13 protein-coding genes are annotated in these 13,156 nt (G+C 60.3%); 10 read left to right on the top strand and 3 right to left on the bottom strand.

Annotated elements, in window-relative coordinates:
* The first annotated feature begins 22 nt into the window (after positions 1-22).
* From BLU63_RS17600 to BLU63_RS17590, 3 genes are read left to right on the top strand one after another with little or no spacing between them, the layout of a single operon-like run.
* Positions 23-1,144 (top strand): glycosyltransferase family 4 protein, encoded by a 1,122-nt coding sequence (locus tag BLU63_RS17600; RefSeq protein ID WP_083375882.1) that lies wholly within the window; start codon positions 23-25, stop codon positions 1,142-1,144.
* Positions 1,137-1,913, top strand: coding sequence for a DUF2334 domain-containing protein (locus tag BLU63_RS17595; protein ID WP_083375881.1), 777 nt, complete (start codon positions 1,137-1,139; stop codon positions 1,911-1,913). The genes BLU63_RS17600 and BLU63_RS17595 overlap by 8 nt, the downstream gene beginning before the upstream one ends.
* Positions 1,910-2,905 carry a lysylphosphatidylglycerol synthase transmembrane domain-containing protein gene (locus tag BLU63_RS17590; protein WP_077748713.1) on the top strand — a complete coding sequence of 332 codons (996 nt, stop codon included), beginning with the start codon at positions 1,910-1,912 and terminating at the stop codon, positions 2,903-2,905. The genes BLU63_RS17595 and BLU63_RS17590 overlap by 4 nt, the downstream gene beginning before the upstream one ends.
* On the opposite strand, the gene BLU63_RS33045 is transcribed toward BLU63_RS17590, so the two are convergent.
* Positions 2,892-3,068, bottom strand: a complete 177-nt coding sequence (locus BLU63_RS33045) for a hypothetical protein (protein WP_010457533.1) — start codon at positions 3,066-3,068, stop codon at positions 2,892-2,894. The two genes, BLU63_RS17590 and BLU63_RS33045, sit on opposite strands and share 14 nt — an antisense overlap.
* 86 nt (positions 3,069-3,154) lie before the next feature.
* Positions 3,155-4,003, bottom strand: coding sequence for a formyltetrahydrofolate deformylase (gene purU / locus BLU63_RS17585; protein WP_010457535.1), 849 nt, complete (start codon positions 4,001-4,003; stop codon positions 3,155-3,157).
* Between the two features lie 340 nt (positions 4,004-4,343).
* Here purU and mvaT point away from each other — a divergent pair, with 340 nt between their 5' ends.
* Positions 4,344-4,721, top strand: a complete 378-nt coding sequence (gene mvaT, locus BLU63_RS17580; RefSeq protein ID WP_007933316.1) for a histone-like nucleoid-structuring protein MvaT — start codon at positions 4,344-4,346, stop codon at positions 4,719-4,721.
* A gap of 99 nt (positions 4,722-4,820) precedes the next feature.
* Here the strand turns inward: mvaT and sbcB are convergent, their stop codons facing one another.
* On the bottom strand, positions 4,821-6,251 hold the full coding sequence (gene sbcB / locus BLU63_RS17575) for an exodeoxyribonuclease I (RefSeq protein WP_010457539.1): 1,431 nt from the start codon (positions 6,249-6,251) through the stop codon (positions 4,821-4,823).
* 182 nt (positions 6,252-6,433) lie between these two features.
* Here sbcB and BLU63_RS17570 point away from each other — a divergent pair, with 182 nt between their 5' ends.
* From BLU63_RS17570 to BLU63_RS17545, 6 genes are read left to right on the top strand one after another with little or no spacing between them, the layout of a single operon-like run.
* Entirely contained in the window at positions 6,434-7,159 is a 726-nt protein-coding gene (locus BLU63_RS17570) for an RDD family protein (RefSeq protein WP_010457542.1), read from the top strand.
* Positions 7,156-8,133 (top strand): stage II sporulation protein M, encoded by a 978-nt coding sequence (locus BLU63_RS17565; RefSeq protein ID WP_083375880.1) that lies wholly within the window; start codon positions 7,156-7,158, stop codon positions 8,131-8,133. The genes BLU63_RS17570 and BLU63_RS17565 overlap by 4 nt, the downstream gene beginning before the upstream one ends.
* Positions 8,120-9,664, top strand: coding sequence for a DUF4129 domain-containing protein (locus BLU63_RS17560; protein WP_083375879.1), 1,545 nt, complete (start codon positions 8,120-8,122; stop codon positions 9,662-9,664). The genes BLU63_RS17565 and BLU63_RS17560 overlap by 14 nt, the downstream gene beginning before the upstream one ends.
* Positions 9,661-10,824 (top strand): DUF4350 domain-containing protein, encoded by a 1,164-nt coding sequence (locus BLU63_RS17555; RefSeq protein WP_010457547.1) that lies wholly within the window; start codon positions 9,661-9,663, stop codon positions 10,822-10,824. Before BLU63_RS17560 ends, BLU63_RS17555 begins: the two co-directional genes overlap by 4 nt.
* Positions 10,821-11,822 (top strand): AAA family ATPase, encoded by a 1,002-nt coding sequence (locus BLU63_RS17550; RefSeq protein WP_010457549.1) that lies wholly within the window; start codon positions 10,821-10,823, stop codon positions 11,820-11,822. Before BLU63_RS17555 ends, BLU63_RS17550 begins: the two co-directional genes overlap by 4 nt.
* Positions 11,819-13,150 carry a DUF58 domain-containing protein gene (locus BLU63_RS17545; RefSeq protein WP_010457551.1) on the top strand — a complete coding sequence of 444 codons (1,332 nt, stop codon included), beginning with the start codon at positions 11,819-11,821 and terminating at the stop codon, positions 13,148-13,150. Before BLU63_RS17550 ends, BLU63_RS17545 begins: the two co-directional genes overlap by 4 nt.
* The last annotated feature ends 6 nt before the right edge of the window (positions 13,151-13,156 follow it).

The raw sequence follows: 13,156 nt of genomic DNA, 5'->3' as shown, positions 1-13,156 counted from the left end.
GGGAGAACAACGGACCGGAGGGATGCTCACTGTGCATATCGCGGACATCACCATGTTCTACGCCCCGGCCAGCGGTGGCGTGCGCACGTATCTGGATGCCAAGCACCGTCGCCTGAGCATCAAGCCAGGCATTCGCCACAGTTTGCTGATTCCAGGGGCACACCTGAGTGAGCATGACGGCGTCTACTCAGTTCCAGCCCCGGCCTTACCTTTCGGCAAGGGTTATCGTTTTCCTCTCCGCTTGGCGCCATGGCGAAATGTCCTGCATGATTTGCAGCCTGACCTGATCGAAGTCGGCGACCCTTACCTCACCGCATGGGCAGCTCTGGATGCGCGCCGGCAACTGGATGTGCCGGTGATCGGCTTTTATCACTCGGACCTGCCACTGCTGGTCAGCAATCGAATGGGCAATTGGGTGACCCCGAATGTCGAGGCCTATGTCCGCAAGCTGTATGGCAACTTCGACCGGGTGCTGGCACCGAGTCAGGTCATGGCCGACAAGTTGATCGGTCTTGGCGTGAAGAATGTGTTTGTCCAGCCGTTGGGGGTCGACCTGCAAACGTTCAATCCCCAAGCAAGGGACAGCGGCTTGCGGGCCGAGTTAGGCATTGATGAAAACACCCGCCTGCTGATTTTTGCCGGCCGTGGCTCCAAGGAAAAAAACCTGCCGGTCTTGCTCGGTTGCATGAAACGTCTGGGGCCTCGTTATCATTTATTGCTAGTCGGTTCTTCCATGCCCGCTGTGGTGCCGGACAACGTGACTGTCGTCGATGAGTTCTGCCCGGCCACGCAAGTCGCGCGCTTGATGGCCAGCGCTGACGCGTTGCTGCATGCCGGCGATCAGGAAACCTTCGGCCTGGTGATCCTCGAAGCCATGGCCAGCGGTATTCCGGTGGTGGCAGTAGCCGCCGGGGCCTTTCAGGAAATCGTCACCGATCAATGCGGCTTGCTCTGCGCGCCGAACAATCCCCTGGCGATGGCCAATGCCGTCCGCGAGCTGTTCAGCCACGACAGCGCCGCCCTGGGCAAGCGCGCCCGCAGCCATGTCGAACAGCATTACGCCTGGGACACCGTGGTCGACAGCCTGCTGGGGCACTATCACGCAGTGCTCGGCAGCCAATGGCCGCTGACCGCCAATGGTTGAGCCCATGAGCCTGCCCAGCCTGGTACTCGTGCTGCATGACGTTGCGCCGCAGACCTGGGCCGATTACCAGCCTTTTGTCGAGGCTGTCGATGCCCTGGGCGAGGTGCCGATGACCTGGCTGGTGGTGCCGAACTTCCACAAGCACAACGACCTGGACGAGCATCCGGGATTTCGCCGATGGCTGACCAGCCGAGTCGCCCGAGGTGACGAACTGGCATTGCACGGCTACTTTCATTGCGACGAAAGCCCTCCTCCCAGCAATCCCAGAGACTGGTTCATGCGCCGGATCTATACCCACGAAGGCGAGTTTTACAGCTTGTCGCAAGCCGCCGCCCTCGCCCGCCTGCGTGCCGGAATCGAAGTGTTCCATCGTTATCACTGGCCACTGGAAGGCTTTGTCGCCCCGGCATGGTTGATGAGCGAAGGCACTCGGCTGGCGTTACGCCAGTTACCGCTGGGCTACACCAGCGATTCACAGCATCTCTATCGGCTGCCGGACTTCAAGGCCATCGATGCGCCGGGACTGGTCTGGAGTGCGCGCAGTGCCTGGCGCCGGGGGCTGTCGAAAATCATCAGCGACCAGCGTGAACAGCGCTGGCGGCACGCGCCGGTGATTCGCCTTGGACTGCACCCGGTGGACATGCGTCATGGATTTTCGCGCAACTATTGGCTGCAAACCCTCAAGCGCTTGCTCGATGAGGGGCGAGTGCCAATGACCAAGGCCCAGTGGCTCTCTTTTCACAGTGATCGTCTCGGTCGCGCCGCATGAGCCGGGGCATTCTGCTGTTTATCGCCCTGCTCGCCGCGGTGCTGATTCCATTGCTGCTGGGCGGCAACGAGACGTGGTCGCGGCTGCAAAATTTCCCCTTGAATGAATTGCTGATCATGTTCGGCATGATCTTGCTGTGCTGGGTGGTGAACACCCTGCGCTTGCGCCTGTTGCTGGGCGATCAGTGCAACAAGGTCGGCCGGGTGAAGAGTCTTGGCGTAGTGATGGCCGCCGAGTTCGCCTACTGCGCCACCCCAGGCGGCAGCGGCGGCCCGCTGACCATCATGGCCCTACTGGCGCGCAATGGCGTGCGCCCGGCACGGGGCAGCGCGGTGTTCGCCATGGACCAACTCAGCGATCTGCTGTTTTTCCTCTGCGCGCTGAGCGGGATTCTGATCTATGCGTTGTTCCAGCACCTCAGCGAACGCCTGGAATGGCTGCTGATCGTCAGCGCCGTCTCCATGTTTGGCGGGCTGCTCAGTTGCGTGGTGGTGGCGCGCTACCATCGACTGCTGATTCGCCTGAGCGGGCGACTGCTCGTTCGCCTCAACGTCAAAGGCACCACGCGCCTGCGCTGGGCACGCAAGCTCCTTCATTTCCTGGCAGCGTTCACTGACACGCTGAAGTTGCCCGTTATGACGTTGATCAAGGTGTTTGCCCTGACCTGCGTGCATTGGCTCCTGCGGTATAGCGTGCTGTATCTGGCGTTGCGCGGGCTCGGGGCCGACTTGCAGTGGGCCTGGTGCTTTCTGATCCAGATGCTGTCGCTGAGTGCAGGGCAATTCAGCCTGCTGCCGGGCGGTGCGGGTGCGGCGGAGTTGACTTCAGCGGCTCTGTTGGCGCCCATGGTGGGGAAATCCACCGCCGCGGCGGCGATTCTGATCTGGCGGACGGTGACGTATTACTTCTACCTGGTAGTGGGCGGCCCGGTGTTTCTGCTGATGCTGGGGCGGCCGCTGCTGAAGAAACTGATGAAGTTCAAGCAGGCTTAGGCTTGTCTTCGGGTTGCTGCTGCAACTGCTCCCACAACTCGGCCGCACCGGGAAACTCCGTGCCGTCTTCAGGGCTCATCTCATCCGGGTCGTAGCGACTCAAACAGCCCTCCCCCAACGTGGCGGGGGCCTTGGAAGTGGCTTTGTCGAGTGGATCGGCCATGGTCATGTCCTCAGTGCAGAAACGGCGAAGGGCCTGAAGCGATTGAACGCCCAGGCCCTTCGAATTTCAACCGTGATGTGCGGCGATCAGAACACTACGGTCTTGTTGCCATGCACCAGCACCCGGTCTTCCAGGTGATAACGCAGACCACGGGCCAGCACCATTTTCTCGACGTCACGGCCGAAACGCACCATGTCTTCAATGCTGTCGCTGTGGCTGACGCGCACCACGTCCTGCTCGATGATCGGACCGGCATCCAGCTCTTCGGTCACGTAGTGACACGTCGCACCGATCAACTTCACGCCACGCATCGAGGCCTGGTGGTACGGCTTGGCGCCGACGAACGACGGCAGGAAGCTGTGGTGAATGTTGATGACCTTGTGCGCATATTCCCTGCACAACGCGGGCGGCAGGATTTGCATGTAACGGGCAAGTACCACCACTTCGGCATCGTGCTGTTTGACCAGGCGCGAGACTTCGGCGAAGGCCGGCTCTTTGTCCTGTGGATTGACCGGCACGTGGTAATAAGGAATGCCGTGCCACTCGACCATGCTGCGCAAGTCGTCGTGGTTGGAAATCACACAGGAAATTTCGCAATCCAGTTCATCACTGTGCCAGCGGTGCAGCAAGTCGGCCAGACAGTGGGACTCACGGCTGGCCATCAACACAACGCGCTTTTTCTGCGCGGTGTCGGTAATGCGCCAGTTCATCGAGAACTCTTCGGCAATGGGTGCAAACGCTTCGCGAAAGGCCTCAATACCGAAAGGCAGCGAGTCGGCACGTATTTCGTGACGCATGAAGAACCAGCCATTCTGATTGTCCGAGTGATGGCTCGCTTCAGTGATCCAGCCGTTATGTGACGCCAGAAAGTTACTGACTTTAGCAACGATGCCGACGCGGTCCGGGCAAGCAATCACCAGCCGAAAAGTGCGCATGAGGGGGAAACTCCAGAACTTCGCAAAGGCCGCCATTCTAGCGATTGCGCAGCAAAACTGCAGTATCGATGACACATTGACCTGCACGCGGGTCAGTGGAACAGATTCCGGCAACCCCTCACCACCCGCGCGATGGTGTTCTTGTAGTCAATCTTCAAGCGCTCAATTGTGAATATCTGTGATGACTGCATCACACTTTTAACTCTGCGTTGAATTGACGCCCTATTCATCGCAACTAATTTAAATAAAAAGCCGGTTAAATGTTTACTTGATGAAACACCCTGACTATTATTGCGGCACTGTCACCCTGCCATCCAGCGCCCAACATAAGGTAGTCCTCATGTCCTTGATCAACGAATATCGCGCCACCGAAGAAGCTATCAAAGAGCTGCAAGCCCGTTTGAAGAACCTGTCCCAAGACGACAAACTGCAAACCGAGCTGGAATTCGAAGGCAAACTGCGCACCCTGATGGGCGAATACTCCAAGTCCCTGCGTGACATCATCGCGTTGCTGGACCCAGAGTCCAAGACCAAAGCACCACGTGGCGGCGCAGTAAAAACTACTGGCACCAAGCGTGCTCGCAAAGTTAAACAATACAAAAACCCGCACAACGGCGAAGTCATCGAAACCAAAGGTGGCAACCACAAGACTCTGAAAGAGTGGAAAGCCAAGTGGGGCGGTGACGTGGTTGAAGGCTGGGCTACCCTGCTGGGCTAAGCCCAATAGGTTGTCAAAGACTTATCCGTGACAAAAAATAACGCCAGCTGATGCTGGCGTTTTTTTATGCCCGGAATACAGCCCGGGCATTTTTCGTTTTCAAAGATTCAAACGTTTGCGTAATTCCTGGACATAATTCTGCCATTCACTCAGTACCTCTCGCTGAAACGTTGTAGCAGTAACGCTCAATTGGGCTGCGGCTTCTACGAAACTTTCAAGCGTATTGGGCGCCCCCCACTCCGGGGTCGACAAACGTTGCTGACAGAATGTTTGCCAGCGCTCTTGCTCCTCGGAATTCAACGTATCGGGGAAGTTGCGTGCGCGATAACGAAACAATAATTCAGGTAAACGTTCGTCATCGAAAGGCCATTGCTGTTGTGATAATTGGGCGGGGTCGGCGGCCCTGACTTGCTCACATAGACGACGATCCCGATCACCGATAAAACCATCGTATAACTGTTGTTCGGGGTCCCGGCTCGGAGTGAAATCTTCGCTGGCATAAATAGCCAACACTTTATCTCGCCAAACTTGTTGTGCGTCACTTAGCCGCAGTACGCGATCCTGATAAAGCGCCATGTCCAGCCCCAGGCGTTGCTGATCGTCAGGACGAAGTACCGACAGCGGCGCCACCACCGGGCACTTATTGATATGAATGAGCTTGAGCGGCACCGGCAATTCGCCGTCGGCCAGGTCATCACGGCGGGTATACAGGCGCTGACGCAAGGTTTCTGCGTCCAGATCAAGCAACCCCTGGGGATCCAGATGCAGGTCACAGACAATCAGGGCGTTCTTGTTGCGTGGATGCCAGGCCAGTGGCAACACCACACCGACATAACTGCGAGCCGCCGAGAATCGTCCGGAAATGTGCACCATCGGCTGTAACAGCCGAATCTGATCCATCACCTTTTGTTTGCCGCGCAACTGGAACAACCAGTCATACAACTTCGGCTGCTTCTCGCGAATAAGCCGAGCCAGGGCGATGGTGGCGCGAACGTCCGACAGCGCCTCGTGGGCATTGCCGTGGTCAATGCCATTGGCGGCGGTCAGCCGTTCGAGTTTAAGCGTCACCCGCCCTTCATCATCGGTTGGCCAGACAAGGCCATCGGGGCGCAAGGCGTAGGCCGCACGTACCACATCAATCAGGTCCCAGCGGCTGTTGCCGCCCTGCCACTCGCGCGCATACGGGTCGAAAAAGTTTCGGTACAGGCTGTAACGGGTCATCTCGTCATCGAAGCGCAACGTGTTGTAACCCGCGCCGCAGGTCCCCGGTGCCGCCAGTTGAGCGTGCACCCGGGTCATGAAGTCGGCTTCGCTCAAACCGTGTTCGGCCAGCTGGCTGGGCGTAATACCGGTGATCGCGCAGGCTGCTGGATGCGGCAGGATGTCGTCGCTGGGCTGACAGAAGAGGTTGACCGGCTCGTCTATTTCATTGAGATCGAAGTCGGTGCGAATCCCCGCCACCTGGAGGGGGCGGTCGCATCGGGGATTGATGCCGGTGGTTTCGTAGTCGTACCAGAAGATCGAGGTCACGGGCTGTTCCTGAACTGAAGATCGGCAAAGTCTAGGCGTTCACATCCCGCCCCGGCCAGTAACTTGTCATTCAATCACTTCTGGTTTCGCAACGTGCAATACATAGTTATGTCGTTTTCCCCCGAGAGGCTGCTAGCATCGGACAGACATCGAATCCCGAACAGGCCACATCAAGGTTGCCCATGCTCGAGACCACAGCACTGCCAAGGAATGCGACGCTGCCCCCACCACTGGACACGCGGTATCAAGTCGAAACGCCCGAAGGCATCGACTTGCCACTGCGCCCGGCCGGGTTGATGGTTCGTGCGCTGGCGTTCTCCATCGACCTCGGGTTGCGCGGGCTGATACTCGGCGTGCTGTTTATCGTGTTGGCGTTTCTGGGAAAACTCGGTGCCGGGCTGGGCTCGATTCTGCTGTTCGGGGTCAGCTGGTGGTACATGGTGCTGTTCGAGGTCCTCAATCAGGGCCGTTCGCCGGGCAAACAATGGATGGGGTTGCGCGTGGTACATGACGACGGCACCCCGATCGGATGGTCCGCCTCGCTGTTGCGTAACCTGTTGCGATTCGTCGACCTGTTGCCGTTTGGCTACTTCCTCGGCGCCATCAGTTGCCTGCAACACCCCTCCTTCAAACGCCTCGGTGACCTGGCCGCCGGCACGCTGGTGATCTACCGCGAACAGCCATTGACCCGACCGCAACTGCCCGACGTCCAGCCTCGGCGCCCGGCCTTTGCCCTGACGCTACCCGAGCAACGTGCCGTCCTCGGGTTTGCCGAGCGCCAGGGCGAACTTTCCGAGGCGCGCAGCCATGAACTCGCGTCCATCCTTGCCCAACCCTTGCAGGTTCCCGCGCCACGCGCCGTGGCGGAACTTAACGCCATCGCTCGTGGTTTGTTGGGGCCCGCATGAAGCAAAGCCTTTTCGAAAATCGCCACAAGGCCGAATGGGCGCGGTTTTCCCTGGTGCTCGAACAGCTGGAGCGCGGCAAGGACGCTTCCGGTATCGCCAGTTTCCCGAAAGACTATCGACGGCTCTGCCAACAACTGGCACTGGCTCAGGAACGGGGCTACAGCAGTTTCCTGATCGACTCGTTGCAGCAACAAGTGCTGCGCGGGCATCAACAGCTTTACCGGCATCGCAGTCGACTGGGCACCAACATACTGAGCTTTATCCTTGCCGGCTTCCCGCGGCTGGTGCGCGAACAATGGCGCTTTGTGCTCGCCGCCAGCCTGATGTTTTTTGGCAGTCTGATCGGCTTTGCGCTGCTGGTGTATCTGTTCCCGGACCTGGTCTACAGCCTGATCCCAGCCGAGCAGGTCAGTGAGATGCAAAGCATGTATGACCCGGTCGCCGGCCACTTGGGCCGCTCGGCGGAACGCGCCGCCAGCGAAGACTGGGTGATGTTCGGTTACTACATCATGCACAACATCGGCATCGCCTTTCAGACCTTCGCCAGCGGGTTGCTGTTTGGTCTGGGCAGCGCATTTTTCCTGCTGTTCAATGGCTTGATGATCGGCGCGGTGGCGGGACACTTGACGCACATCGGTTTCGGGCAAACCTTCTGGTCCTTCGTGATTGGTCACGGCGCGTTCGAACTGAGCGCCATCGCCCTGGCCGGTGCCGCCGGCCTGCAACTGGGCTGGGCGTTGATCGCGCCGGGACGCCTGCCCCGCGCCGAAGCGTTGCGACTGGCAGCGCGCAAAAGCGTGTTGCTGATCTGCGGCGTCATGCTGTTTCTGCTGATTGCCGCGTTTATCGAAGCCTACTGGTCGTCGATGACCGCGCCGACCCCCATGACCAAATACCTGGTCGGCGCGGCGCTCTGGTTGTTGGTGGCGACTTACTTGCTGTTTGCCGGACGGAACCGCCATGCGCCTGAGTGATGCCACGGTCGTCATCCGCCCGCGCAACTCCTGGGAAGCCATGGACCTGGGCGTGCTGCTGAGCCAGCGCCATCGACGGTTGCTGATGACCAGTTGGGCCATCATCACCTTGCCGATCTTCGCGCTGCTCAGCTTTTTCCTGTGGGATTCACCCTCCCTCGCCGTGTTTATCTTTTGGTGGTTGAAACCGGCATTCGAGCGCTTGCCGCTGTATATCCTGTCCAAAGCCATGTTCGGCGAAACGCCCACCTTGAAACAGGCGCTGCGCCAATGGCCGAACCTGCTCAAGCCACAACTGTTGGCCAGCCTGACCTGGCGACGCCTGAGCCTGAGCCGCAGCTTTCTGATGCCGGTGGTGCAACTCGAAGGCCTGGCGGGTGATGAACGACAGCAGCGCTTGCGGGTGTTGCTGCAGCGCAACGCCGGTGCAGCGCAGTGGTTGACGATCATTGGCGTGCACCTGGAAAGCGCGCTGTGGATTGGCCTGATGGTGCTGTTCTATATGTTCCTGCCACAGCAGGTTGAACTCGACTGGAGCTGGCAGACCTTGATCGACGTGGCCAGCCAGGACTGGCGCTGGCTGGAACACCTGACGAATTTCTTTTACGTGCTGGTGCTGATTGTCTGGGAACCGATCTACGTGGCCTGCGGTTTCAGCCTTTATCTGAATCGACGCACGGTGCTGGAAGCCTGGGACATCGAACTGGTGTTCCGCCGATTGCGCCAACGCCTCAGCACTACGGCGGTCACTCTGCTGCTGGCAGCGATAATGCTGGTGCCGACCACGCAAAACGTCTGGGCCGCCGAGCCGGTCATTACCCCGGACAGCCCACGTCTGCTGGACCAACCACTGACCAGCCAGGCCTCGAGGGACACCATCAAGACAATCCTCGATCAGCCCCCGTTCACGAACAAGGAAATGGTGACCCGCTATCGATTTGGCGAAGACAAACCCGACACCAAAACCCCGGAGGACGGGAAAACACCCGAATGGCTGAAGGCTTTGGCCAGTCTGCTCGACAGCCAGCGTTTCGGCTTTATTGCCAACCTGATTGAAGTTCTGCTCTGGGCCGCCGTAATGAGCGCCATCGGCGTGTTGATCTGGCGTTACCGCGACTGGTTGCAGGCATTCGTCAGTCGTCGGCCGGTGTTGAACCGACGAGCCGCGCGTCCGTTACCGCAGCAAGCATTCGGCCTGGACCTGAGCCGCGAAACCCTGCCCGCCGACATTGCCGCCAGCGCTGAAAGTCTCTGGCAAACCAACCCGCGCGCGGCCCTCGGGTTGCTCTATCGCGCCCTGCTCAGCCATTTGTTGCACGACCACAACATGGTACTGAAACCCGCCGACACCGAAGGCGAGGTGCTGCAACGCGTCGAACAACTGCACCAACCGGCCTTGCTCGCTTTCAGCAAAACCTTGACCGGGCACTGGCAAAACATGGCCTACGGGCATCGATTGCCACCCGCGCATTTGCAACAGGAACTGTGTGACGGCTGGCGAACCTTGTTCGGCCCGGGAGCCGTCCGTTGAACCGGCGCTGGTGGCTTTCGGTCGGCGTGTTCATCACCGTACTGGTGGGCGCGCTGAGTGTTTATCTGTACCTGAAAGCCACGCCGTATCAGGCCGAAATCGATCACGGCCCCACGCCCGAAGCCCAGGCCAATCCCTATCTGGCCGCCGAGCATTTCCTGCGCAAACAGGGTCTGACCGTCGGCCATGCCAACAGTCTCGATGTGCTGCCCAGCCTCGATCCGCATCAGCACAGCCTGTTGTTGCTCGGTGATCGCTACAACATGACCCCACGCCAGATTGATCAAGTGATGAACTGGACCCGGGCCGGCGGGCGCCTGTTGTTTGTCGCCCAGTCGCTGTGGGATGAAAAGACCGGCCAGAGCAATGACCTGCTGCTCGATCGCGTGCAGGTGCATCAGTCGCTGAGCAAAGACCTCAAGGAGCCTCCACCGGACATCCTTGACGACCCGTTCCCCAAACTGACCAAACTGTACCTGGAAGACGAGAACGCGCCGGCCTACGCCAGTTTCGATACGGCGTTCCACCTCGAAGACCCGAATAACCTCGCGCAAGCCTGGGCCAACAGCGGCAAGGCCACGCACATGATGCAGTTGAAACACGGGCTCGGCTCGATCATCGTGGTCACCGACGCCGACCTGTGGAAAACCCCGGCCATTGCCCAATACGACAATGCCTGGCTGCTCTGGTACCTGACCGCCGACACGCGCGTGACCCTGCTGTTCAATACCGACCACGACAGTCTGCTGACCTTGCTGCTGCGCAACTTCCCTCAGGCGTTGATCGCCCTCATCGCCCTGATCGGTCTTGCGCTCTGGCATGTCGGGGTACGCAAGGGTCCGCTGCTGGCACCGGCGTCGAAAGGTCGCCGGCAACTTCAGGAACACCTGCGCGCCAGCGCAGATTTCATGCTGCGCCGCAGCGGTCAGCACAGCCTGTTGCAAGCCTTGCAGCAAGACATCCTGCGCCGTGTCCGCCACCGACACCCCGGCTTTGAACAACTCGGCGTCGCCGAACAATGGCTGGTGCTCGCGCGCCTGACCGGCCAGCCCACACGCGCCATCAGCCAGGCGATGAGCCCGCGACCGAAACAGCGGCTGTCCAGCGCTGAGTTCAGTCGACAGGTCGCCCACCTGCAAACCTTGAGGAACACGCTATGAGTCAACAGATCGAGCCCGGCAGCGCGACCCACGCCGCCCAGCAACGCCAGCGCGCCAGTCAGTTGGCCCAGGCCGTGCGCAATGAGTTGCAAAAAGCCGTGATCGGACAGAACAGCGTGATTGACGACGTTCTCACTGCACTGATCGCCGGCGGCCACGTGTTGCTCGAAGGAGTGCCGGGGTTGGGCAAAACATTGCTGGTGCGTGCCCTCGCCCGCTGCTTCGGCGGCGAGTTTGCGCGCATCCAGTTCACCCCGGACCTGATGCCCAGCGACGTCACCGGGCACGCGGTCTACGACCTGAACACCGAGCAGTTCAAACTGCGCAAGGGTCCGATATTCACTAACTTGCTGCTGGCTGACGAGATCAACCGTGCGCCGGCGAAAACCCAGGCCGCGTTACTTGAGGCCATGCAGGAACGCCAGGTCACTCTGGAAGGACGCGCCTTGGCCATCGTGCAACCGTTCATGGTGCTCGCCACGCAAAACCCGATCGAACAGGAAGGCACGTATCCACTGCCCGAAGCTGAACTCGACCGTTTCATGCTCAAGGTGCGCATGGATTACCCCGACGCCGATCAAGAGCTGAACATGGTCCGCCAGGTCAGCCGCTCGACCCGCGCCGACATGCTCGACGTGCAACCGCTGCGCACCGTGTTGCAAGCCAAGGACGTGATGGCCTTGCAGCGCATCGCCAGCGACCTGCCGCTGGACGATCAAGTCCTCGATTACGCCGTGCGCCTGGCCCGCACTACTCGCACCTGGCCAGGCCTGACCCTCGGCGCCGGGCCACGCGCGTCCATTGCCCTGGTGCGTTGCGCCCGCGCCCGCGCGCTGCTGCGTGGCGGCGACTTCGTGATCCCGGATGACATCAAGGGTTGCGCCTTGTCGGTGCTGCGCCATCGCGTCCGGATCGCCCCCGAGTTCGACATCGAGGGGCTGGATGTCGATCAGGTGCTCAAGCAGTTGCTCGATCAAGTGCCGGCGCCGCGTCTGTGAAACCGTCGCGCCTGTTGCTGATCTGGCTCGCCATCTTGCTCGCCATCGGCATCGTGCTGGGCATGTTGCGGACACTGGACATCGACATGCCCTCAACCCTGTTGTCGATCAACTGGGGATTGTTGCTGGCGCTGCTGGCCCTGGCCGTTCTCGACGCCGTTCGCCTCAAGCGTTTGCCCTCGCCACGCCTCCAACGCCAGATGCCCGGCAGCCTTGCACTCGGCCGTTGGAGCGAAGTGCGGCTGGAGGTCGAGCATGACTTTGATCAACCACTGAACATCCAGATCTTCGACCATGTTCCGGAAGGCCTGAGCTTCGAAAACCTCCCGCTGCTGGGAGCACTGCAACCCGGTCAACAGAGCCTTGTGGGCTATCGATTGCGTCCCCTCAAGCGCGGCCACTTCACCTTCGAACACTGCGAAATCAACCTGCCGAGTCCAATGGGCCTGTGGTCCGGCAAACGCCTGCTGAACGTGACCGACAGCACCCGCGTCTACCCCGACTTCGCCCGTCTCTATGGCGGTGAACTGCTGGCGGTGGACAACTGGCTCAGCCAGCTCGGCGTGCGCCAGCGCCAGCGTCGTGGCCTGGGCCTGGAATTCCATCAACTGCGCGAATTCCGTGAAGGCGACAGCCTGCGCCAGATCGACTGGAAAGCCACCGCCCGCCAACGTACACCGATCGCCCGTGAGTACCAGGACGAGCGCGACCAGCAAATCATCTTCATGCTCGATTGCGGCCGCCGGATGCGCAGCCAGGACGGCGAACTCGCCCATTTCGATCACGCACTCAATGCCTGCCTGTTGCTCAGCTACATCGCCCTGCGCCAGGGTGATGCCGTGGGCCTGAGCACGTTCGCCAGTGATCGCGCGCACTACCTCGCCCCGGTCAAAGGCACGGGGCAGCTCAATGTGTTGCTCAACACCGTCTATGACCTCGACAGCACCCAACGCCCCGCCGACTACCACGCTGCCGCCACCCAGCTACTGGCCCGCCAGAAACGCCGGGCGCTGGTGGTGCTGGTCACCAACCTGCGTGACGAAGACGACGACGAACTGCTCACCGCCGTCAAACGCCTGAGCAAACTGCATCGGGTGCTGGTGGCGAGTCTGCGCGAAGACGTGCTCGACGATTTGCGGCACGCGCCAGTGCAAACCTTGCCGGAGGCGCTGGCCTATTGCGGGACGGTGGATTACCTGAATGACCGGGCGCAACTCCATGAGCAGTTGAGTGCTCATGGAGTGCCGGTGGTGGATGCCCGGCCCTCAGAGTTGGGGGCCGGGTTGGTGACGCGGTATTTGGGGTGGAAGAAAGAAGGTGCTATGTAATAGCGA

The sequence above is a fragment of the Pseudomonas mandelii genome, from assembly GCF_900106065.1.
In the GTDB taxonomy this organism is placed as follows: domain Bacteria; phylum Pseudomonadota; class Gammaproteobacteria; order Pseudomonadales; family Pseudomonadaceae; genus Aquipseudomonas; species Aquipseudomonas mandelii.
The sequence above is the reverse complement of the archived record's forward strand: the minus strand, read 5'-3'. Positions and strand labels throughout refer to the sequence as shown.

Coding starts and splice junctions, on each gene's coding strand:
- BLU63_RS17570 (WP_010457542.1), top strand. CDS start 6,434: ATGCTCGAGACCACAGCACTGCCAAGGAATGCGACGCTGCCCCCACCA.
- BLU63_RS33045 (WP_010457533.1), bottom strand. CDS start 3,068: ATGGCCGATCCACTCGACAAAGCCACTTCCAAGGCCCCCGCCACGTTG.
- BLU63_RS17550 (WP_010457549.1), top strand. CDS start 10,821: ATGAGTCAACAGATCGAGCCCGGCAGCGCGACCCACGCCGCCCAGCAA.
- BLU63_RS17560 (WP_083375879.1), top strand. CDS start 8,120: ATGCGCCTGAGTGATGCCACGGTCGTCATCCGCCCGCGCAACTCCTGG.
- BLU63_RS17595 (WP_083375881.1), top strand. CDS start 1,137: ATGGTTGAGCCCATGAGCCTGCCCAGCCTGGTACTCGTGCTGCATGAC.
- purU (WP_010457535.1), bottom strand. CDS start 4,003: ATGCGCACTTTTCGGCTGGTGATTGCTTGCCCGGACCGCGTCGGCATC.
- BLU63_RS17600 (WP_083375882.1), top strand. CDS start 23: ATGCTCACTGTGCATATCGCGGACATCACCATGTTCTACGCCCCGGCC.
- BLU63_RS17590 (WP_077748713.1), top strand. CDS start 1,910: ATGAGCCGGGGCATTCTGCTGTTTATCGCCCTGCTCGCCGCGGTGCTG.
- BLU63_RS17565 (WP_083375880.1), top strand. CDS start 7,156: ATGAAGCAAAGCCTTTTCGAAAATCGCCACAAGGCCGAATGGGCGCGG.
- mvaT (WP_007933316.1), top strand. CDS start 4,344: ATGTCCTTGATCAACGAATATCGCGCCACCGAAGAAGCTATCAAAGAG.